We start from the raw sequence: 20,172 nt of genomic DNA, 5'->3' as shown, positions 1-20,172 counted from the left end.
ATCGCGATGGAAGAGAAGCTGCGCTTCGCCATCCGCGAAGGCGGCCGCACGGTTGGAGCAGGTGTCGTTGCTTCGATCATAGCGTGATCGAAGCAATGACGACGTCAGCGGACACCGCAGACGTCTGCGGTGCCGGCGTCGTCGCCAGCATCATCGCTTGAACGAAGCGACGGCTGCAAAGCTTTGAAGGGGCGGCGGAAACGCCGCCCTTTTTCATGTCGACATATGATCGACCTCGATCAAGACAGGCGCTAAGCTCGTTGTCATGTTCACGGTCCTGCAAACGCCAGCATTTACCGCCTGGTTGGAGGGGTTGCGTGATGCCCGGGCGTCTTATCGCATCCTCAAGCGTATGGTGCGTTTGCGGACCGGCCATTTCGGAGACGCCAAATTCTTTGATGGAATTGGCGAATTGAGAATTGATTACGGGCCCGGCTATCGGCTCTACTTCGTGCGCAGAGGCAACGAGATTGTGGTTCTGTTATGCGGTGGCGACAAGCAAAGCCAGACGCGCGATATCGAGCGGGCCCAGATCATGGCACGGGAGGTCTGAAATGATCGAACTCCTACCCTTCGAGCCGGAAAGGCATTTCACGACGCCGGCGAGCCAGGCCGACCTTCTGATTGATGCTTTCGAAAGTGGCGACGCGGCTTATCTTGCAGACGCAATCGGCATCGTTGCGCGCGCCAGAGGGGTTGAACTCCCGCTGGATAATGAAGAGCGGAGCCTGCCGGCGCTGCTTGCGGTCGCAAAGTCTCTCGGTGTCAAGCTCGCCGTTGCCGCCTGAGGACCGGTTTTCAATTTCGACTTGAAAAGCCCGCGCGGTTGAGGCAAACCACCGCCGACTACAGGGGTGTAGCTCAGTTGGTAGAGTACCGGTCTCCAAAACCGGTTGTCGTAGGTTCGAGCCCTACCGCCCCTGCCAGTCCTTCTCGGTTACGCATTCAAGGGCGTGACAAGCCGGTCACAGCGGCGTGATCTGCGGTATCTCGATATCCGATTGTCGCAGGCCTGCTTTAATCTCTGTTTGCGAAAGGTCCGCTCGGTGCGGATCGAGCCGGAGAGCCCTGATGCAACCCATACCCGCTGCCATTGCCGTCGTTGCTTGCCTGTGGTCGTTGTCCGGCGCCCAGTCGGCCGAGATCAGGGTGCTGACGGCTGGTGCTTTCAAGCCAATCATCCTGGCGACCGCCGCCGAATTCGAGAAGCAGAGCGGCCACAAGCTCGTTGTCGACAACGACACGGCCGGGGCGCTGCTGCGCCGGATCGGGCAGGGCGAGGCTTTCGACGTCGCGATCCTCACCCCGGCCGCCGTGAAGCAACTCGTCGCGCAGGGCAAGATCGCCGGCGCGACGATGGCCAATCTGGCTCGGACGTCGGTTGGCGTCGCCGTCAAGGAGGGGGCGCAGCGTCCCGATATCGCCACGGTGGCGGCGTTCAAGGCGGCGCTGCTGGCGGCGCGCAAGGTGGCCTATATCGATCCGGCCGCAGGCGGCTCCAGCGGCATCTACTTCTCCAAGCTGCTCGAAACGATGGGCATCGCCGAGGCGGTCAGGGCCAAGGCCGTTCTCGTGCCCGGCGGGCTGGTGGCGCAGCGTCTCGTGACTGGTGAAGCCGATCTCGCGGTCCATCAGATCAGTGAAATTCTGGCGGTGAAGGGGGCGACGCTGGTGGGGCCGCTGCCCGCCGACATCCAGAGCTATACGACCTATACCGGCGGGCTTGCCGTCGCCACCGCTCAGACTGCGCCCGCGGGCGATTTCCTGGCCTTCCTGCGTGGCGACGCGGCCCGTCGCATCCTTGCCGAGAAGGGCATGGAGAGCGCCGCCGACTGACCGGCGACATGGCGATCAGCCTTGCGCCCGATCCGGTCCTTGCAAAAGAGGCTTGGCTAAGCAGTCGCGGGGATGTATGACGCTCAGCACGACGGCGCGCGGCTCCCTGAGCCCCGCGCCGCGAATGTTTCAGGACGGTCGATTCGGCGCCGGGCGCGTGCCCGCGGTCCGGTTCGGAACCCAAGGTGATCCATGGCCAAGAGCAGCCCCTTCAGCTTCCTGCAGGACGTGCGCAACGAAGCGTCCAAGGTGACGTGGCCGTCGCGGCGCGAGACGCTGATCACGACGGGCCTGGTGCTCGTCATGGTCGTCGTGTCCAGCCTGTTCTTCCTCTTCACCGACACGATCATCCGCTGGTCGCTCGGCCTGATCCTCGGCGCCCGTTGAACGGAATCATGAACGTGAGCACCCGCTGGTACATCGTCCACGCCTATTCGAATTTTGAAAACAAGGTCGCGCAGTCGATCCGCGATCAGGCGGCGCAGCGCAATCTGGCCGAGAAGTTCGACGAAGTCCTGGTTCCGACCGAGAAGGTCGTCGAGGTTCGTCGCGGCCGCAAGGTCGAGGCCGAGCGCAAATTTTTCCCCGGCTATGTGCTGGTGAAATGCGAGATGACCGACGAGGTCTATCACCTGATCAAGAACACGCCGAAGGTCACCGGCTTTTTGGGCGCCGACAAGGCCAAGCCCATGCCGATCCCCGAAAGCGAGGCGATGCGGATCAAGGGGCAGGTCGCCGAGGGCGTCGAGCGTCCCAAGCCGACGATCGTCTTCGAGATCGGCGAGCAGGTGAAGGTCGCCGACGGCCCCTTTGCTTCGTTCAACGGCGTCGTCGAGGATGTCGATCATGGCCGCGCCCGACTCAAGGTCGCCGTCTCGATTTTCGGCCGCGCCACGCCGGTCGAGCTGGAATACAGCCAGGTCGAGAAGCTCTGAGCAAAACCGGGAGCCCCGCGCTGTCGCGGGGCTGTTCACATCTGCGTAAGCTCATCGGATGTTAACCATCCCGTAAGCGTGATGACGCAGCGTTCAGGCCTGTCATCTGGCGTGAACGCATGTTTCCCAAAAGCTTCAAGGCAACCGCCGATCAACGCCTCGTGTTGTGGGGTCTTCTGCTCGGGCTGATCGCGGCTCTGATCTGCGTCTCGGAGATCGTCGGCGCGGTCCGGCTCGACGGGTTTGCGCGCGAGGTCGCGCGACAGGCCGAGGTGTCGAGCCAGATCGCGCAGGCCGAGGGCGCCTATCGCCGCTTGCTGGCGGGGCCCGCCGCGGCGGGCAACCGCCAAGACGATCTGCGTGACCTGCTTGCGGTGACGGACCGGCTGGCGGGTTCTCTGACAGGCGAGGCGCGGCACAAGGCGCTGGAGGCCGCCGCCGCGCTGCGGGCATCGCCAGGTGTTCCGGCGGCTGGGGATGCGTCTGCCGCCGCCGCGCTGGCGAAAGTCGCGACCGCGCATGAGGCCCTGCATCAGGCGCTGGCCGCCGATCTCACAGGCGTCAGCGGTCGTCTGGCCTATCACCTCGCCAATGCGCGTCAGAACGCCGTGCTGCTGTCGGCGCTGGGCCTGTTCGTCGTCGTTTTGATCGTCGGCTTCGAGTATCGCTGGCTGGTGCGGCCCATCATCGGCATGGCGCGCGTCCTGGGGCAGGGGGAGGAGCGGCGAGACTGGCTCGACCGGACGGCCCTGCGCCGCGACGAGATCGGCACGCTGGGCCGGGCCCTTCTGGCGCATCTGCGCCAGCAGCGGATGCAGCAGGAGGAAGCCGCGACGCGGCTCTCGACGCTGTCGGGACAGATCGCGCAGCAGGAGCGACTGCAGGCGCAAGGCGCGGTGTTCCAAACGCGAATCGCAGCCATCGCGTCGGCGCTCGAGGGGCATGCCGCGCGGATGTCGAGCGCGTCGGGCGAACTCGCCGGCCTGTCGCGGTTCGTGGACGAGCATGCCAGCGCGGCCGCGCACTCGACGGGGCGTGCCTCCTCACATGTCGATGTCGTCGCCCGCTCGGTCGCGGAGGTCTCGGCGCTGCTGGCCAACACCGCCGGCGAAGCGCAGACGACCTCGCGCGTGGCCGAAGCGGCGAAAGCGCTGGTCGCGGCCGCGTCGGACGACAGTGCCGCCCTGGCGGAAGCCGTGCTCGGCATCGACCAGGTGATGGACATCATCGCACTCGTCGCCGGGCAGACCAATCTTCTGGCGCTCAATGCCGCCATCGAGGCCGCCCATGCGGGGGAGGCGGGACGCGGATTTGGCGTGGTGGCAGGCGAGGTCAAGCAACTGGCCAGCCGCACCGCCAGCGCCACAGACGAAGTCCGGCGCGGGCTCGCCGCCGTGCGATCCGCCGCCGGCGGCATGTCGGCGCGGGTCGGCGCGCTGGTCGAGTCCGTGGCCGAGGTCGATCGCGCGGCGGCCGCCATCGCCAGCCTTGCACGGCGCCAGGATGCGAGTTCGCAGGATATCAGCCTCAGCACGGAAAAAACCGCCGAAGACGTGCGCTTCGCCGCCGATCAGGTTCGCCAGCTTGCCGGCATGGTCGAAAACTGGCGGCGCACCGGCGAGGTGGTGACGCTCGCCTCGGCGGATCTCGACAGGCAGGCCATCGAACTGCGGGAAGCGGTCGGCGGCTATCTGGCCCATACCCAGCAGGCGGTCTCATGACGATGACGACGGTTGATCTCCAGGCTCCGGTCATAACGGGTGCGGCGGGCGGCCCGCCCGCGACGCGCAACTTTCCACGACTCTCGGTGGCGCTGCACTGGCTGGTCGCCGCTTTGGTCCTGGCGATGTTCGTCAGCGGCGTCCTGATGAAGCAGATCGGGGAGGGGACGGTCGCCGACCAACTCTATACCTTCCACAAGACCTGCGGGGCGAGCATCCTCGGCCTGGTGATCGTCCGGCTGATCTATCGCGCCGCAGCGCATCTGACCGGTCGCTGGAAGCCCGGCGCGGGCAGCCATGGGGTCCATATGGTTTTGTATGTCGGGCTGATTCTGGTGCCGCTGCTGGGTTGGGCCGGCATTTCGGACTATGGCGCGAGGGCCGTCTATTTCGGGCTGTCGCTGCCTGCAATCTGGCCGGAAGGGGCGGGCTATGACTGGTGGCTGTTCAAGAGCCACGCCCTGCTGGCCTTCCTGCTCGTCGCCTGCGTCGCGATCCATATCGGCGTGGCGCTGGGCGACTATATCGAGCGCGGCGGCAACCGGGCGAGTTTCCCCGTCGAGCCGCGCGAGCCGGCGAAAAGTGCTTCCCCTGCTGCCCGGGATATGCCATAGCCCCGACCTCACATGCGTGGGAGGCCGGCCGGTCGCCAACCGGAATTCCCTGCCGCACCACGCTCTGCAACCACCCCGACCCGGACCGAAAGCGGTTCAGGGGAGGGTCGTCGTCGTTCCGATAGGCATCGGGGCGGACGGCAGGAGCAGCCATCATGGCAAAGAAGATCACGGGTTACGTGAAGCTTCAGGTTCCGGCGGGCGCGGCCAATCCGTCGCCGCCGATCGGTCCGGCGCTGGGTCAGCGCGGCCTCAACATCATGGAATTCTGCAAGGCCTTCAACGCGAAGACCGCGCAGATGGAAAAGGGCATGCCGATCCCGGTGATCATCACCGCGTATCAGGACCGCTCCTTCACCTTCGAGATGAAGCAGCCGCCGGTGTCCTACTGGCTGAAGAAGGCCGCCGGCCTGACCGCGGGTTCCAAGACCCCCGGTCGCGGCGGCAATGTCGGCAAGGTCACCATCGCCCAGATCACCGAGATCGCCGAAAAGAAGATGGCCGATCTCAACTGCGATTCGGTCGAATCCGCCTCGTCCATGATCAAGGGCTCCGCCCGGTCGATGGGCCTGGAAGTCGTGGGCTGAGGGGGCGAAAATGGCACATACCGCAAAGCGCGTCGTCAAGGGCCGTGAAGGCATTGACCGCACCAAGCTCTACCCGCTGACCGAGGCTGTCGGCCTGGTGAAGGAGCGGGCGACCGCCAAGTTCGACGAGACCGTCGAGGTCTCGATGAATCTGGGTGTCGATCCGCGCCATGCCGACCAGATGGTTCGTGGCGTCTGCAACCTGCCCAACGGTTCGGGCCGCATTCTGCGCGTCGCCGTGTTCGCACGCGGGGCCAAGGCCGAAGAGGCCAAGAAGGCCGGCGCCGACATCGTCGGCGCGGAGGATCTCGTCGAGATCGTCCAGAAGGGCACGATCGATTTCGATCGCTGCATCGCGACCCCCGACATGATGCCGCTGGTCGGTCGTCTCGGTAAGGTGCTCGGCCCGCGCGGCCTGATGCCGAACCCGAAGGTCGGCACGGTGACCATGGACCTGACCACGGCGGTCGCCGCCTCCAAGGGCGGTTCGGTCGAGTTCCGCGTCGAGAAGGCCGGCATCGTGCATGCCGCGGTTGGCAAGGTCTCGTTCACGGCCGAGAAGCTGGCCGAGAACATCAAGGCCTTCGCCGACTCCGTCGCCAAGGCGAAGCCGGCCGGCGCCAAGGGCACCTATATCCAGCGCGTCGCGATCTCCTCGACGATGGGTCCGGGCGTCAAGATCGAGCCGAACACCGTCCTCGGCGGCTGATCGCCCGACAGGCGTGCTTCGGCCGGCAAGCCGGCCGAAGTGGGCGCCGCGCTTCCATGCGCGACGCCAGGCGTACAGACTCCACTTGGCAGAGACCGGCTAAGGCGCTATATGCCAGTCAGTTTCCCTAAGTGATGTGGGCTCCAGCGTGCTTGGCACGAGGGGGTCCGTTTCGCGTTTTTTGGCGGTTTACCGCTGAAAGATGGGTGTTTGGGGCGGCCGGAGCGATCCGGAGGTCCGAATCATCCAGTCCTGTCTGAGACTGCAGGTGCTCCGAGGGTTCGCCCGAGGGCATAATTTCGCCAAGAGGCCTGCATAGACGGTGCAAGAGCTCAAGCGGGATCGCAAGATCCCGAAGACGGTTCGAACCATCTCGCCCGATCGCGGCTTTTCGGAGTCGGTGAGGGGACAGGGCACTGAGCGTCGCTTCCGACAAAGTGCCGGTGTCAAACCGGCGCCTTTGAAGGGGCGACACGTGCAACCGGCGGCGCGCCCTCAACAGGCTTGCCGCCTACCGGAGAGAGCCCAGTGGATAAAGCGGCAAAAACAGATGCCGTCGCGACGCTGAACGGGGTGTTTGCAAACACCTCGGTCGTCGTCGTGGCCCACTATGCGGGTTTGACGGTGGCACAGTTCCAGAAGCTTCGTCGCGAGATGAAAGCCAATGGCGCCACCGTGAAGGTCGCAAAGAACCGGCTGGCCAAGATCGCTCTTGAAGGCACCGACGTCGCGTCCATCAGCAACCTGCTGACGGGTCCCACCCTGATCGCTTATTCCAACGATCCGGTCGCGGCGCCGAAGGTCGCCACCGCTTTTGCCAAGGAGAACGACAAGCTCGTGATCCTCGGCGGGGCGATGGGTAAGACCGCCCTGAACCCCGATGGTGTCAAGGCCTTGGCCACGATGCCCTCGCTCGATGAACTGCGCGCCAAGCTGCTCGGCCTCCTGCAGGCCCCGGCAACGAAGATCGCCCAGCTCTCGACCGCACCGGCTGCCAAGCTGGCGCGTGTGTTCCAGGCATATGCCGACAAGGATGCGGCCTGATCCAGGCCAGTTACCCCTGCAAACCGTTCGAACCTCTTAAACCTAATAGGAGCCTATCATGGCTGATCTTGCCAAGCTCGTCGACGAGCTGTCGTCCCTCACGGTCCTTGAGGCCGCCGACCTCGCCAAGCTTCTCGAAGAGAAGTGGGGCGTTTCCGCCGCTGCCGCCGTCGCGGTTGCCGGCCCGGCTGCCGGCCCCGCCGCTGCTGCCGTCGAAGAGCAGACCGAGTTCAACGTCATTCTTGCCGCCATCGGCGACAAGAAGATCGAGGTCATCAAGGAAGTCCGCGCCATCACCGGCCTGGGCCTCAAGGAAGCCAAGGACCTGGTCGAAGCTGCTCCCAAGCCTGTCAAGGAAGCCGTGACCAAGGACGAGGCCGAGAAGCTCAAGAAGCAGCTCGAGGCCGTCGGCGCCAAGGTCGAGCTCAAGTGAGCAGGGCCGGCATGATGCCGGTCCGACCCTAGTCAAGACCTGGCAGTCCCGGGGTGGTTTCCACCTCCGGGGCTGTCGCGTCGTTTCCGCATGGTGGTGCGGAAAGGTTGCAAAGGCCCTGGATGCATCCGTGCGTTGCAGGGTCCGTTTAGATGATGTCGGCGCGATGATGCGTCGAGCGGCTTACCCGGCGACCTTGTCGCCCCCGGCGGATCGCCGGGTAAGCCGTCCGAGATTGCGAGGAACACAATGGTCGATTCCCTCCAGGGCCGCAGGCGCGTCCGCAAGTTCTTCGGAAAACTCAAGGAAGTGGCGCAGATGCCGAACCTCATCGAGGTTCAGAAGGCATCCTACGACCAGTTCCTGATGGTTGAAGAGCCCAAGGGCGGTCGCGGCGACGAAGGCCTGCAGTCGGTCTTCAAGTCCGTGTTCCCGATTGGCGATTTCTCGGGCGCCTCGCTGCTCGAATTCGTCAAGTACACCTTCGAGCCGCCGAAATACGACGTCGACGAGTGCCGCCAGCGCGGCATGACCTTCTCCGCGCCGCTCAAGGTGACGCTGCGCCTGATCGTGTTCGATATCGATCCCGACACCCAGGCGAAGTCGGTCAAGGACATCAAGGAGCAGGACGTCTACATGGGCGACATGCCGCTCATGACCGACAACGGCACCTTCATCGTCAACGGCACCGAGCGCGTCATCGTCTCGCAGATGCACCGTTCGCCGGGCGTGTTCTTCGACCACGACAAGGGCAAGACGCATTCGTCGGGCAAGCTGTTGTTTGCTGCCCGCATCATCCCCTATCGCGGCTCCTGGCTCGACATCGAGTTCGACGCCAAGGACATCGTCTACGCACGCATCGACCGGAAGCGGAAGATCCCCGTCACGTCGTTGCTGTTTGCGCTCGGCATGGATGGCGAGGAGATCCTCAGCCGCTTCTACAACCACATCACCTATGTCCGCGACGACAAGGGTTGGCGCGTTCCCTACGACGCCGAGCGGATGAAAGGCTTCAAGGCGACCGTCGATCTGGTCGACGCCGAGACCGGCGAAGTCGTGGTCGAGGCGGGCAAGAAGCTCGTCGCCCGCACCGCCCGCCAGCTCGCCGAGAAGGGCCTCAGATTCCTGCGCGCGACCGACGAGGATCTCGTCGGTCAGTACATCGCCGAGGACATCGTCGATCCCGAGACGGGCGAAGTCCATGCCGAGGCCGGCGAAGAGCTGACCATGGCCGCCGAGGCCAAGACCGGCGAGATGAAGGGCAACCTCGTCGACCTGATCGCCAAGGGCTACAACGAACTCACCGTGCTCGACATCGACCACATCACGGTCGGTCCCTATATCCGCAACACGCTCACCGTGGACAAGAACTCGCGTCGCGAAGAGGCGCTGTTCGACATCTATCGCGTCATGCGTCCCGGCGAGCCGCCGACGCTCGAGACCGCCGAGAACATGTTCCAGTCGCTGTTCTTCGACTCGGAGCGCTACGACCTGTCGGCCGTCGGCCGCGTCAAGATGAACATGCGTCTCGACCTCGACGCCGAGGACACCGTCCGGATTCTCCGCAAGGAGGACATCTTCGCGGTCGTCAAGGCGCTGGTCGACCTGCGCGACGGCAAGGGCGAGATCGACGACATCGACCATCTCGGCAACCGCCGCGTGCGCTCGGTCGGCGAGCTGATGGAGAACCAGTATCGCCTCGGCCTGCTGCGGATGGAGCGCGCCATCAAGGAGCGCATGTCCTCGGTCGATATCGACACGGTGATGCCGCAGGACCTGATCAACGCCAAGCCGGCGGCCGCCGCCGTGCGCGAGTTCTTCGGCTCGTCGCAGCTCTCGCAGTTCATGGACCAGACCAATCCGCTCTCGGAAGTCACGCATAAGCGTCGTCTTTCGGCGCTTGGACCCGGTGGTCTGACCCGCGAGCGCGCCGGCTTCGAGGTGCGCGACGTGCACCCGACGCATTACGGCCGCATCTGCCCGATCGAGACGCCGGAAGGCCCGAATATCGGCCTGATCAACTCGCTCGCCACCTTCGCGCGGGTGAACAAGTACGGCTTCATCGAGAGCCCCTATCGCCGCATCCGCGACGGCAAGCAGACCGACGAGATCATCTATCTCTCGGCTATGGAAGAGGCGAAGTACAACGTCGCCCAGGCCAATGCCGCCGTCGACAAGGAAGGCCGTCTCACCGACGACCTGATCGTCTGCCGCCGCGCCGGCGAGGTCATCGTCACGCCGGTCGACAAGGTCGATTTCCAGGACGTCTCGCCCAAGCAGCTGGTTTCGGTTGCCGCGGCGCTGATCCCGTTCCTCGAGAACGACGACGCCAACCGCGCGCTGATGGGCTCGAACATGCAGCGCCAGGCGGTGCCGCTGGTTCGCGCCGACGCGCCCTTCGTCGGCACCGGCATGGAAGCCGTCGTCGCCCGTGACTCCGGCGCCGCGATCGCGGCCCGCCGCTCCGGCGTCGTGGACCAGGTCGATGCGACGCGTATCGTCATCCGCGCGTCGGACGAGATGGATCCGACCAAGCCGGGCGTCGACATCTATCGCCTGCAGAAGTTCCAGCGCTCCAACCAGTCGACCTGCATCACGCAGCGTCCGCTGGTGCGCGTCGGCGACATGATCAAGAAGGGCGACATCGTCGCCGACGGCCCGTCGACCGAGTTCGGCGAGCTCGCGCTCGGCCGCAACGTGCTCGTCGCGTTCATGCCGTGGAACGGCTACAACTTCGAGGACTCGATCCTGCTCTCGGAGAAGATCGTCTCGGAAGACATCTTCACCTCGATCCATATCGAGGAGTTCGAGGTCATGGCCCGCGACACCAAGCTCGGGCCGGAGGAGATCACGCGCGACATTCCCAACGTCTCGGAAGAGGCTTTGAAGAATCTCGACGAAGCCGGCATCGTCTATATCGGCGCGGAAGTGGCCGCTGGCGATATCCTGGTCGGCAAGATCACGCCCAAGGGCGAAAGCCCGATGACGCCGGAAGAGAAGCTGCTGCGCGCCATCTTCGGCGAGAAGGCTTCCGACGTTCGCGACACCTCGCTGCGCGTGCCGCCTGGCGTTCAGGGCACGATCGTCGAAGTGCGCGTGTTCAACCGCCATGGCGTCGACAAGGACGAGCGCGCCCAGGCGATCGAGCGCGAGGAGATCGAGCGTCTCGCCAAGGACCGCGACGACGAGCAGGCGATCTTGGACCGCAACACCTTCGCGCGTCTCGGCGACATCCTGAACGGCAAGACCGGTCTTGCCGGTCCCAAGGGCTTCAAGAAGGACACGGTCATCACCCGCGAGGGCATGTCCGAGTTCCCGCGCTCGCAATGGTGGCTGTTCGCCACCGGCGACGACGCCCTGATGACCGAAATCGAAGCGATGCGGAAGCAGTACGACGAGTCGAAGAAGCGCCTCGAGCAGCGATTCCTCGACAAGGTCGAGAAGCTGCAGCGCGGCGACGAACTGCCGCCTGGCGTGATGAAGATGGTCAAGGTCTTCGTCGCGGTGAAGCGCAAGATCCAGCCGGGCGACAAGATGGCCGGCCGTCACGGCAACAAGGGCGTGGTTTCGCGCATCGTGGCTGCCGAGGACATGCCGTTCCTCGAGGACGGCACCCATGCCGACATCGTGCTCAACCCGCTGGGCGTGCCCTCGCGGATGAATGTCGGGCAGATCCTGGAGACCCATCTGGGCTGGGCCGCTGCTGGCCTCGGCAAGCAGATCGGCGCGGCGCTCGACGCCTACAAGAAGTCGAACGACTACAAGGCGCTGCGGGCCTCTTTTGAGGCCGTCTATGACGACAACGAGATCATCGCCTCGATGGACGAGGCCGAGCTCGTGGAGATGGGCCAGAACCTGCGCCGCGGCGTGCCGATGGCGACGCCGGTGTTCAACGGCGCCAAGGAAGCCGACATCGAGCGGCTGCTGGAGCAGGCGGGCCTGCACTCGTCAGGTCAGTCGACGCTCTATGACGGGCGCACCGGCGAGCCTTTCGACCGCAAGGTGACGATGGGCTACATCTACATGCTCAAGCTGCACCATCTGGTCGACGACAAGATCCATGCGCGTTCGATTGGCCCGTACTCGCTCGTCACCCAGCAGCCGCTGGGCGGCAAGGCGCAGTTCGGCGGACAGCGCTTCGGCGAGATGGAGGTGTGGGCGCTCGAAGCCTATGGCGCCGCCTACACGCTGCAGGAGATGCTGACCGTGAAGTCGGATGACGTCGCCGGCCGCACCAAGGTCTACGAGTCGATCGTGCGCGGCGAGGACAACTTCGAGGCGGGCATCCCCGAGAGCTTCAACGTTCTCGTCAAGGAAATGCGTTCGCTGGGCCTCAATGTCGAGCTGATCAGCAATAAGGTGAAGCCGGGCGAATTGCCCCCGGCCGAGGCCGCTGAATAAGGCGATCGGCGATCGGCCGCCGGTGCTCGCGATGACGAGCGCCGGCGGCCCCCTCCCGACTGCCATTTGAAGATTTTTCGCCGGGACGGGGCCTTGTCCCCACCGGCCAGAGGAGACAGGCGATGAAGCAAGAGGTCATGAACCTTTTCGGCCAGCAGCCGGTCCAGCAGGCCTTCGACGCGATCAAGATCTCGATCGCGAGCCCGGAGAAGATCCTGTCCTGGTCCTATGGCGAGATCAAAAAGCCGGAGACCATCAACTACCGGACCTTCAAGCCCGAGCGCGACGGCCTGTTCTGCGCCCGCATCTTCGGGCCGATCAAGGACTACGAGTGCCTGTGCGGCAAGTACAAGCGCATGAAGTTCAAGGGCGTCATCTGCGAGAAGTGCGGCGTGGAAGTGACGCTCGCGCGCGTTCGGCGCGAGCGCATGGGCCATATCGAGCTCGCCGCCCCGGTTGCGCATATCTGGTTCCTGAAGTCGCTGCCCTCGCGCATCGGCCTGTTGATGGACATGCCGCTCAAGGACCTCGAGCGGATTCTCTATTTCGAGTCGTATGTCGTCATCGAGCCGGGTCTGACCCCGCTCAAGGACCGTCAGCTGCTGTCTGAAGAAGAGTATGTCCGCTGCCAGGAAGAGTATGGCGCCGACACCTTCACCGCCATGATCGGCGCGGAAGCGATCCGCGAGATGCTGCGCGCGCTCGACCTCGACCAGATCAACGCCGATCTCAAGCATGAGATCGCGACGACGACGTCGGAGCTGAAGCCCAAGAAGCTGATGAAGCGCCTCAAGATCATCGAGGCGTTCCAGCTCTCGGGCAACAAGCCGGAATGGATGGTCATGACCATCATCCCGGTGATCCCGCCCGATCTGCGTCCGCTCGTTCCGCTCGATGGCGGCCGCTTCGCCACGTCGGATCTGAACGATCTGTATCGCCGCGTCATCAACCGCAACAACCGTCTGAAGCGGCTGATTGAGCTTCGCGCGCCCGACATCATCATCCGCAACGAGAAGCGGATGCTGCAGGAATCGGTCGATGCGCTGTTCGACAACGGCCGTCGCGGCCGCGTCATCACGGGTGCCAACAAGCGCCCGCTGAAGTCGCTCGCCGACATGCTGAAGGGCAAGCAGGGCCGCTTCCGCCAGAACCTGCTCGGCAAGCGCGTCGACTATTCCGGCCGTTCGGTCATCGTTGTCGGTCCGGAGCTGAAGCTGCACCAGTGCGGCCTGCCCAAGAAGATGGCGCTCGAGCTGTTCAAGCCGTTCATTTATGCGCGCCTCGACGCCAAGGGCTACTCGACCACGGTCAAGCAGGCCAAGAAGCTCGTCGAGAAGGAGAAGCCCGAGGTTTGGGATATCCTGGACGAGGTCATCCGCGAGCATCCGGTGATGCTGAACCGCGCGCCGACGCTGCACCGCCTGGGCATCCAGGCCTTCGAGCCGACGCTGATCGAAGGCAAGGCGATCCAGCTGCACCCGCTGGTCTGCGCCGCCTTCAACGCCGACTTCGACGGCGACCAGATGGCCGTTCACGTTCCGCTGTCGCTGGAAGCGCAGCTCGAAGCGCGCGTCCTGATGATGTCGACCAACAACATCCTGCACCCGGCGAACGGCCTGCCGATCATCGTGCCGTCGCAGGACATCGTGCTGGGTCTGTACTACCTCTCGATCGTCTCGGACGGCGAGCCGGGCCAGGGCAAGATCTTCGGTGATTTCGGCGAGCTCGAATATGCGCTGCACGAGAAGGTCGTGACGCTGCATTCGAAGATCAAATATCGCTGGACCGGCCTGGGCGCCGACGGCAAGGAATACACCAAGATCTACGACACCACGCCTGGCCGCGTGATTCTCTCGACCGCGCTGCCCAAGCACGCGAACATGACCTTCGACGTCAGCAACCGCCTGATGACCAAGAAGGAAATCTCGGGGATGATCGACGCCGTCTATCGCGGCTGCGGTCAGAAGGAATCGGTGATCTTCTGCGACCGGATCATGTCGCTGGGCTTCACCCACGCCTTCAAGGCCGGCATCTCCTTCGGCAAGGACGACATGGTCGTGCCGGAGAACAAGTGGGAGATCGTCGACACCACGCGCGCGCTCGCCAAGGATTACGAGCAGCAGTATCAGGACGGCCTGATTACCCAGGGTGAGAAGTACAACAAGGTCGTCGACGCTTGGGCGAAGTGCTCCGACAAGCTCGCGCAGGAGATGATGCTGCGCATCTCGACCGTGAAGAAGGACAAGGACGGTCGCGATCTGCCGATCAACTCGATCTACATGATGAGCCATTCGGGTGCGCGCGGTTCGCCGGCGCAGATGAAGCAGCTCGCGGCGATGCGCGGCCTGATGGCCAAGCCCTCGGGCGAGATCATCGAGTCGCCGATCATCTCGAACTTCAAGGAAGGCCTCGACGTTCTCGAGTACTTCAACTCAACCCACGGCGCCCGCAAGGGTCTGGCTGATACGGCGCTGAAGACGGCCAACTCCGGCTATCTGACCCGCCGTCTCGTCGACGTGGCGCAGGATGCCATTATCTCCGAGACCGATTGCGGTTCGGAGAGCGGCATCAAGATGCGCGCCATCATCGATGCCGGTCAGGTCGTCGCTTCGCTCGGCATCCGTATCCTGGGCCGTTCCGCAGCTGAGGATGTCGTCGACATCGACGGCAAGGTCCTGGTGCCGAAGGGCACGATGATCGAGGAGAGCCATATCGAGGCGATCAACGCTGCCGGCGTGCAGGAGGTGAAGATCCGTTCGGTCTTGACCTGCGCCACCAAGAACGGCGTCTGCGCGACCTGCTACGGCCGCGATCTGGCCCGTGGCACGCCTGTCAACATGGGCGAGGCCGTCGGCGTCATCGCGGCGCAGTCGATCGGCGAGCCGGGTACGCAGCTCACCATGCGCACCTTCCATATCGGCGGCGCGGCGACGATTGCCGACCAGTCCTTCACCGAGTCGAATTTCGAAGGCACGGTGAAGATCCGCAACAGCAACCTCGCCCGCAATTCGGACGGGGATCTGATCGCCATGGCGCGCAACATCGCCATCGTGATCGTCGGGCCTGACGGAGCAGAGCGCGCGGTTCACCGCGTCCAGTTCGGCTCGAAGCTGCGGGTCGACGAGGGCGACAAGGTCAAGCGCGGCCAGCGTCTGATCGAGTGGGATCCCTATTCCCGCCCGATCCTGGCGGAAGTCGATGGCACCGTCGGTTACGAGGACTTGGTCGACGGCATGTCGATCACCGAGACGACCGACGAGGCGACCGGCATCTCCAAGCGCGTCGTCATTGACTGGCGCGGCTCGGCCCGTACGTCGGATCTGCGTCCGGCGCTGACGGTCCATGGCCCCGACGGCAAGATCGCGAAGCTCGCCCGTGGCGGCGAAGCCCGCTACATCCTGCCGGTGGAGGGCATCATCTCGATGGAGCCCGGCGCCTCGATCAAGGCCGGCGACGTGCTGGCGCGTGTCTCGACCGACTCGGCCAAGACCCGCGACATCACCGGCGGTCTGCCGCGTGTGGCCGAGCTCTTCGAGGCCCGTCGTCCGAAGGACGCCGCGATCATCGCCGAGAAGGCCGGCGTGATCGGCTTCGGCAAGGACTACAAGAACAAGCGTCGCGTCACGCTGACGCCGCATGACGGTTCCGAGGGGCTCGAATACCTGATCCCCAAGGGCAAGCACATCCATCTCCAGGACGGCGACGTCGTCGAGATGGGCGACTACATCCTCGACGGCAACCCGGCCCCGCACGACATCCTGGCGATCAAGGGCGTCGAGGAGCTGGCGGCTTATCTGGTGAACGAGATCCAGGAGGTCTATCGCCTCCAGGGCGTGGGCATCAACGACAAGCACATCGAGGTGATCGTCCGGCAGATGCTGCAGAAGGTCGAGATCACGGAGTCGGGCGACACCGACATCCTGACCGGTGACCAGGTCGATCGCATCGAGCTGCAGGAGATCAACGCGAAGATGAAGGAAGAGGGCAAGAAGCCCGCCTCCGGCGTCCCCGTGTTGCTCGGCATCACCAAGGCGAGCTTGCAGACCCGCTCCTTCATCTCGGCGGCGTCGTTCCAGGAGACCACCCGCGTCCTCACGGAAGCGGCGGTCAACGGCAAGTACGACACGCTGGAAGGCCTCAAGGAGAACGTCATCGTCGGTTCGCTGATCCCGGCCGGCACCGGCGCGCAGGTCGCCCGCATCAAGCAGGTGGCAACCCGTCGCGACGATCTCATCGTCGGCCAGAAGGCGGATGCGGCGGCGAAGGCCGCGGCCGCTGCGGCCAAGGCGGCCAAGGCCGTCGAAGCAGCGCTGCCCGCCGCCGAATAAGCTCCGGGCCTGCGGGCCCGAGCGACGACATCACGAGACATGGCCGCTCCCGCGAGGGGGCGGCCATGTCTCTTTTCGGGCGCGAAACCTGTGGGGTAGGGCGTTTCGCCGGCCAATCCCGAGAATGGGGGTTGACGCGAATCTATCCCCGAGTCATAAGCGCGCCACTATCGGTGGTTGTCGGACACGTATGTCGCCTTAGCCTTTGTTGCTGGCGAATTTCGCGGCCGAAACTCCACCGGAATTCCAGCGTCGATCGACGACATGGCAAGATGCATGAACGCGGAGCAATCCGTGTTCCTCTGCTAGCGAACGCGCCTGAGGCACCCTGCGGGGAGCCGATGGCGCGGCTTCGTTTGTGTCATGGCAACGACCGGCCTGGGCCGAGATTTTAGCGATTTCCAAACGCTCAGTGGGAGCGAGAGGCCAGAATGCCGACAATCAGCCAGCTCATTCGCAAGCCGCGTTCGCCCGTCAAGGCGCGCAACACCGCTCCGGCGCTCGAGTCCTGCCCGCAGAAGCGCGGCGTCTGCACGCGCGTCTACACGACGACGCCGAAGAAGCCGAACTCGGCGCTGCGTAAGGTCGCCAAGGTGCGCCTCACGAACGGCTTCGAGGTGATCGGCTACATTCCGGGTGAGGGGCACAACCTCCAGGAACACTCCGTGGTCATGATCCGCGGCGGCCGCGTCAAGGATCTTCCCGGCGTGCGCTACCACATCCTGCGCGGCGTGCTCGACACCCAGGGCGTCAAGAACCGCAAGCAGCGCCGCTCGAAGTACGGCGCCAAGCGTCCGAAGTAATTTCTGCCTGACCGGCAGGGGCATCGAGGCCCAGGCCGGTTCGCAGCGTTGAAGATTTGACCGGAGACTAGACGATGTCCCGCCGCCATAGCGCCGAAAAGCGCGAGATCATTCCCGATCCGAAGTTTCACGATATCATCGTGACGAAGTTCATGAATTCGGTGATGTACGAAGGCAAGAAGTCGACCGCCGAGCGGATCGTCTACGGTGCCTTCGACATCATCGAGAGCAAGATGAAGAGCGATCCGCTCGCCGTCTTCAAGAGCGCGTTGGAAAACGTCGCTCCGGCGATCGAGGTGCGTTCGCGTCGCGTCGGCGGCGCCACCTATCAGGTTCCGGTCGAGGTTCGCACCGAGCGCCGTCAGGCGCTGGCGATCCGCTGGCTGATCACGGCCGCTCGCGGCCGCAACGACAAGACGATGGTCGAGCGTCTCTCTTCGGAGCTGATGGATGCGGCCAGCAACCGTGGCAACGCTGTCAAAAAGCGTGAAGACACGCACCGGATGGCGGAAGCCAACCGCGCCTTCTCGCACTACCGCTGGTAATCGTCCGCGACCTTCCGGAAAGACGAAAGCATTCTCATGGCTCGTTCCCATCCCATCGACCGTTATCGCAACTTCGGCATCATGGCTCACATTGATGCCGGGAAGACGACGACGACCGAGCGCATCCTGTTCTACACGGGCAAGTCGCACAAGATCGGCGAAGTCCATGATGGCGCCGCCACCATGGACTGGATGACGCAGGAGCAGGAGCGTGGCATCACGATCACGTCTGCCGCGACGACCTGCCTGTGGCGCGAGCATCGTCTGAACATCATCGACACCCCTGGCCACGTCGACTTCACCATCGAAGTCGAGCGTTCGCTGCGCGTGCTCGACGGTGCCGTCTGCGTGCTCGACGGCAACCAGGGCGTCGAGCCCCAGACCGAGACCGTCTGGCGCCAGGCCGACAAGTATGACGTGCCGCGCGTCGTGTTCGTCAACAAGATGGACAAGACCGGCGCTGATTTCTATCGCTGCGTCCAGGACATCATCGACCGCGTCGCCGGCAAGCCGGTCTGCCTGCAGATTCCGATCGGTTCGGAGTCGGACTTCGCCGGCGTGATCGACCTGATCAAGATGAAGGCGATCGTCTGGAACGGCGAGGCGCTGGGCGCTTCCTTCGAAGAGAAGGAAATCCCCGCTGATCTGCTCGACAAGGCCACTGAATATCGTGGCAAGCTGATCGAAGCCGCCGTCGACATGGACGATGCAGCGATGGAAGCCTATCTCGACGGCGTCGAGCCTGATGCCGAGACGCTGCGTCGTCTCGTCCGCACGGCCGTGCAGCGTCGCGCCTTCCATCCTGTGCTTTGCGGTTCGGCCTTCAAGAACAAGGGCGTGCAGCCGCTTCTTGACGCCGTCGTTGATTTCCTGCCGTCCCCGGTGGATCGCGGCGAGATCAAGGGCATCGACTTCAAGACCGAGGAAGAGACCGTTCGTCATCCGACGGATGAGGATCCCTTCTCCATGCTCGCCTTCAAGATCATGGACGATCCCTTCGTCGGCACGATCACCTTCTGCCGCGTCTATTCCGGCAAGGTCGAGACCGGCCAGGGAGTGATCAACTCGACCCGTGACAAGAAAGAGCGCGTCGGCCGCATGCTGCTGATGCACGCGAACAACCGGGAAGACATCAAGGAGGCTTTCGCCGGCGACATCGTCGCCCTGGCCGGTCTCAAGGATGTCCGCACCGGCGACACGCTGTGCGATCCGCTGAAGGCCGTCATCCTGGAGCGCATGGAATTCCCCGAGCCGGTCATCACGATCGCGATCGAGCCGAAGTCCAAGGCCGACCAGGAGAAGCTCGGCCTCGCTCTGGCGAAGCTCGCCAACGAGGATCCGTCCTTCCGCGTATCGACCGACCAGGAGAGTGGCCAGACCATTCTCAAGGGCATGGGCGAGCTGCATCTCGACATCAAGGTCGACATCCTGCGCCGGACCTACAAGGTGGACGCCAATATCGGCGCTCCCCAGGTGGCCTATCGCGAGACGCTGACCAAGAAGGTCGAGATCGACTACACCCACAAGAAGCAGACCGGCGGTACGGGCCAGTTCGCCCGCGTCAAGCTGGTGGTCGAGCCCAACGAGACGGGCAAGGGCTTCGAGTTCGAGTCGAAGGTCGTCGGCGGTACGGTTCCGAAGGAATACATCCCGGGCGTCGAGAAGGGCCTCAACTCGGTCATCGGTTCGGGCGTCATCGCCGGCTTCCCGGTGGTCGACGTGAAGGTGACGCTGATCGACGGCGCCTTCCACGAGGTCGACTCGTCGGCTCTCGCCTTCGAAATCGCGTCGCGTGCCGCGCTGCGTGAAGGTCTGCAGAAGGGCGGCTCCGTGCTGCTCGAGCCGATCATGAAGGTCGAGGTCGTGACCCCGGAGGACTATACCGGTTCGGTCATCGGCGATCTGAACTCGCGTCGCGGCCAGATCCAGGGCCAGGACATGCGCGGCAACGCGGTCGTCGTGAATGCGATGGTCCCGCTCGCCAACATGTTCGGCTACGTCAACCAGCTTCGGTCCTTCAGCCAGGGCCGCGCGAACTACACCATGCAATTCGATCACTATGAGCAGGTTCCGTCGGCGGTGGCCGCCGAGGTCCAGGCCAAATACGCCTGATCACCAGCCCGACCTGCTTTAAACGCAACAACGATTTGACTGACGGAGGCTACGATGGCCAAAGAGAAATTCGCTCGCACGAAGCCGCATTGCAACATTGGTAC

16 protein-coding genes, 1 tRNA gene and 1 pseudogene are annotated in these 20,172 nt (G+C 64.2%); all 18 read left to right on the top strand.

Going from position 1 to position 20,172, the window contains the following annotated elements:
* A pseudogene (locus tag IP69_RS21540) lies at positions 1–87 on the top strand (elongation factor Tu); the annotation flags it as partial.
* Between the two features lie 178 nt (positions 88–265).
* Positions 266–553, top strand: coding sequence for a type II toxin-antitoxin system RelE/ParE family toxin (locus tag IP69_RS17010; RefSeq protein WP_054144032.1), 288 nt, complete (start codon positions 266–268; stop codon positions 551–553).
* A 1-nt stretch (position 554) separates the two neighbouring features.
* Positions 555–788 carry a hypothetical protein gene (locus tag IP69_RS17005; RefSeq protein WP_054144031.1) on the top strand — a complete coding sequence of 78 codons (234 nt, stop codon included), beginning with the start codon at positions 555–557 and terminating at the stop codon, positions 786–788.
* Between the two features lie 62 nt (positions 789–850).
* A tRNA-Trp gene (locus IP69_RS17000) sits at positions 851–926 on the top strand.
* 145 nt (positions 927–1,071) lie between these two features.
* Positions 1,072–1,836, top strand: coding sequence for a substrate-binding domain-containing protein (locus IP69_RS16995; protein WP_054144030.1), 765 nt, complete (start codon positions 1,072–1,074; stop codon positions 1,834–1,836).
* Positions 1,837–2,028: 192 nt separating this feature from the next.
* The gene (gene secE / locus IP69_RS16990) at positions 2,029–2,223 is read left to right on the top strand and encodes a preprotein translocase subunit SecE (protein WP_054144029.1); all 195 of its coding nucleotides are present in this window, start codon (positions 2,029–2,031) and stop codon (positions 2,221–2,223) included.
* A gap of 14 nt (positions 2,224–2,237) precedes the next feature.
* Positions 2,238–2,771 carry a transcription termination/antitermination protein NusG gene (gene nusG, locus IP69_RS16985; RefSeq protein ID WP_054144033.1) on the top strand — a complete coding sequence of 178 codons (534 nt, stop codon included), beginning with the start codon at positions 2,238–2,240 and terminating at the stop codon, positions 2,769–2,771.
* A gap of 119 nt (positions 2,772–2,890) precedes the next feature.
* On the top strand, positions 2,891–4,492 hold the full coding sequence (locus IP69_RS16980) for a methyl-accepting chemotaxis protein (protein WP_054144028.1): 1,602 nt from the start codon (positions 2,891–2,893) through the stop codon (positions 4,490–4,492).
* A complete protein-coding gene (locus IP69_RS16975; protein WP_082359414.1) occupies positions 4,489–5,106 on the top strand; it encodes a cytochrome b/b6 domain-containing protein in 618 nt (205 codons plus the stop codon). Before IP69_RS16980 ends, IP69_RS16975 begins: the two co-directional genes overlap by 4 nt.
* Positions 5,107–5,261: 155 nt before the next feature.
* Entirely contained in the window at positions 5,262–5,693 is a 432-nt protein-coding gene (gene rplK / locus IP69_RS16970; RefSeq protein WP_054144026.1) for a 50S ribosomal protein L11, read from the top strand.
* Between the two features lie 10 nt (positions 5,694–5,703).
* A complete protein-coding gene (gene rplA / locus IP69_RS16965) occupies positions 5,704–6,402 on the top strand; it encodes a 50S ribosomal protein L1 (protein ID WP_054144025.1) in 699 nt (232 codons plus the stop codon).
* A 528-nt stretch (positions 6,403–6,930) separates the two neighbouring features.
* Positions 6,931–7,446: a 50S ribosomal protein L10 gene (gene rplJ / locus IP69_RS16960; protein ID WP_054144024.1), complete on the top strand. Its 516-nt coding sequence runs from the start codon at positions 6,931–6,933 to the stop codon at positions 7,444–7,446.
* A 58-nt stretch (positions 7,447–7,504) separates the two neighbouring features.
* A complete protein-coding gene (gene rplL, locus IP69_RS16955; protein WP_054144023.1) occupies positions 7,505–7,879 on the top strand; it encodes a 50S ribosomal protein L7/L12 in 375 nt (124 codons plus the stop codon).
* Positions 7,880–8,128: 249 nt separating this feature from the next.
* Positions 8,129–12,280 (top strand): DNA-directed RNA polymerase subunit beta, encoded by a 4,152-nt coding sequence (gene rpoB / locus IP69_RS16950; RefSeq protein WP_054144022.1) that lies wholly within the window; start codon positions 8,129–8,131, stop codon positions 12,278–12,280.
* A gap of 122 nt (positions 12,281–12,402) precedes the next feature.
* Complete coding sequence (gene rpoC / locus IP69_RS16945) at positions 12,403–16,608, top strand: DNA-directed RNA polymerase subunit beta' (RefSeq protein WP_054144021.1); 4,206 nt, start codon at positions 12,403–12,405, stop codon at positions 16,606–16,608.
* Positions 16,609–17,039: 431 nt separating this feature from the next.
* The gene (gene rpsL, locus IP69_RS16940; RefSeq protein WP_038358286.1) at positions 17,040–17,411 is read left to right on the top strand and encodes a 30S ribosomal protein S12; all 372 of its coding nucleotides are present in this window, start codon (positions 17,040–17,042) and stop codon (positions 17,409–17,411) included.
* Between the two features lie 74 nt (positions 17,412–17,485).
* Positions 17,486–17,956, top strand: a complete 471-nt coding sequence (gene rpsG, locus IP69_RS16935) for a 30S ribosomal protein S7 (RefSeq protein WP_054144020.1) — start codon at positions 17,486–17,488, stop codon at positions 17,954–17,956.
* 36 nt (positions 17,957–17,992) lie between these two features.
* Positions 17,993–20,068: an elongation factor G gene (gene fusA, locus IP69_RS16930; RefSeq protein ID WP_054144019.1), complete on the top strand. Its 2,076-nt coding sequence runs from the start codon at positions 17,993–17,995 to the stop codon at positions 20,066–20,068.
* Positions 20,069–20,172 lie beyond the last annotated feature (104 nt).

The organism is Allobosea sp. AAP35 (assembly GCF_001295925.1).
In the GTDB taxonomy this organism is placed as follows: Bacteria; Pseudomonadota; Alphaproteobacteria; order Rhizobiales; family Beijerinckiaceae; genus Allobosea.
The sequence above is the reverse complement of the archived record's forward strand: the minus strand, read 5'-3'. Positions and strand labels throughout refer to the sequence as shown.

What these genes read in the sequence shown, in the direction of transcription:
- IP69_RS17010 (WP_054144032.1), top strand. Translation starts at nt 266, where the DNA reads ATGTTCACGGTCCTGCAAACGCCAGCATTTACCGCCTGGTTGGAGGGG.
- IP69_RS17005 (WP_054144031.1), top strand. Translation starts at nt 555, where the DNA reads ATGATCGAACTCCTACCCTTCGAGCCGGAAAGGCATTTCACGACGCCG.
- IP69_RS16995 (WP_054144030.1), top strand. Translation starts at nt 1,072, where the DNA reads ATGCAACCCATACCCGCTGCCATTGCCGTCGTTGCTTGCCTGTGGTCG.
- secE (WP_054144029.1), top strand. Translation starts at nt 2,029, where the DNA reads ATGGCCAAGAGCAGCCCCTTCAGCTTCCTGCAGGACGTGCGCAACGAA.
- IP69_RS16980 (WP_054144028.1), top strand. Translation starts at nt 2,891, where the DNA reads ATGTTTCCCAAAAGCTTCAAGGCAACCGCCGATCAACGCCTCGTGTTG.
- IP69_RS16975 (WP_082359414.1), top strand. Translation starts at nt 4,489, where the DNA reads ATGACGATGACGACGGTTGATCTCCAGGCTCCGGTCATAACGGGTGCG.
- rplK (WP_054144026.1), top strand. Translation starts at nt 5,262, where the DNA reads ATGGCAAAGAAGATCACGGGTTACGTGAAGCTTCAGGTTCCGGCGGGC.
- rplA (WP_054144025.1), top strand. Translation starts at nt 5,704, where the DNA reads ATGGCACATACCGCAAAGCGCGTCGTCAAGGGCCGTGAAGGCATTGAC.
- rplL (WP_054144023.1), top strand. Translation starts at nt 7,505, where the DNA reads ATGGCTGATCTTGCCAAGCTCGTCGACGAGCTGTCGTCCCTCACGGTC.
- rpoB (WP_054144022.1), top strand. Translation starts at nt 8,129, where the DNA reads ATGGTCGATTCCCTCCAGGGCCGCAGGCGCGTCCGCAAGTTCTTCGGA.
- rpoC (WP_054144021.1), top strand. Translation starts at nt 12,403, where the DNA reads ATGAAGCAAGAGGTCATGAACCTTTTCGGCCAGCAGCCGGTCCAGCAG.
- rpsL (WP_038358286.1), top strand. Translation starts at nt 17,040, where the DNA reads ATGCCGACAATCAGCCAGCTCATTCGCAAGCCGCGTTCGCCCGTCAAG.
- rpsG (WP_054144020.1), top strand. Translation starts at nt 17,486, where the DNA reads ATGTCCCGCCGCCATAGCGCCGAAAAGCGCGAGATCATTCCCGATCCG.
- fusA (WP_054144019.1), top strand. Translation starts at nt 17,993, where the DNA reads ATGGCTCGTTCCCATCCCATCGACCGTTATCGCAACTTCGGCATCATG.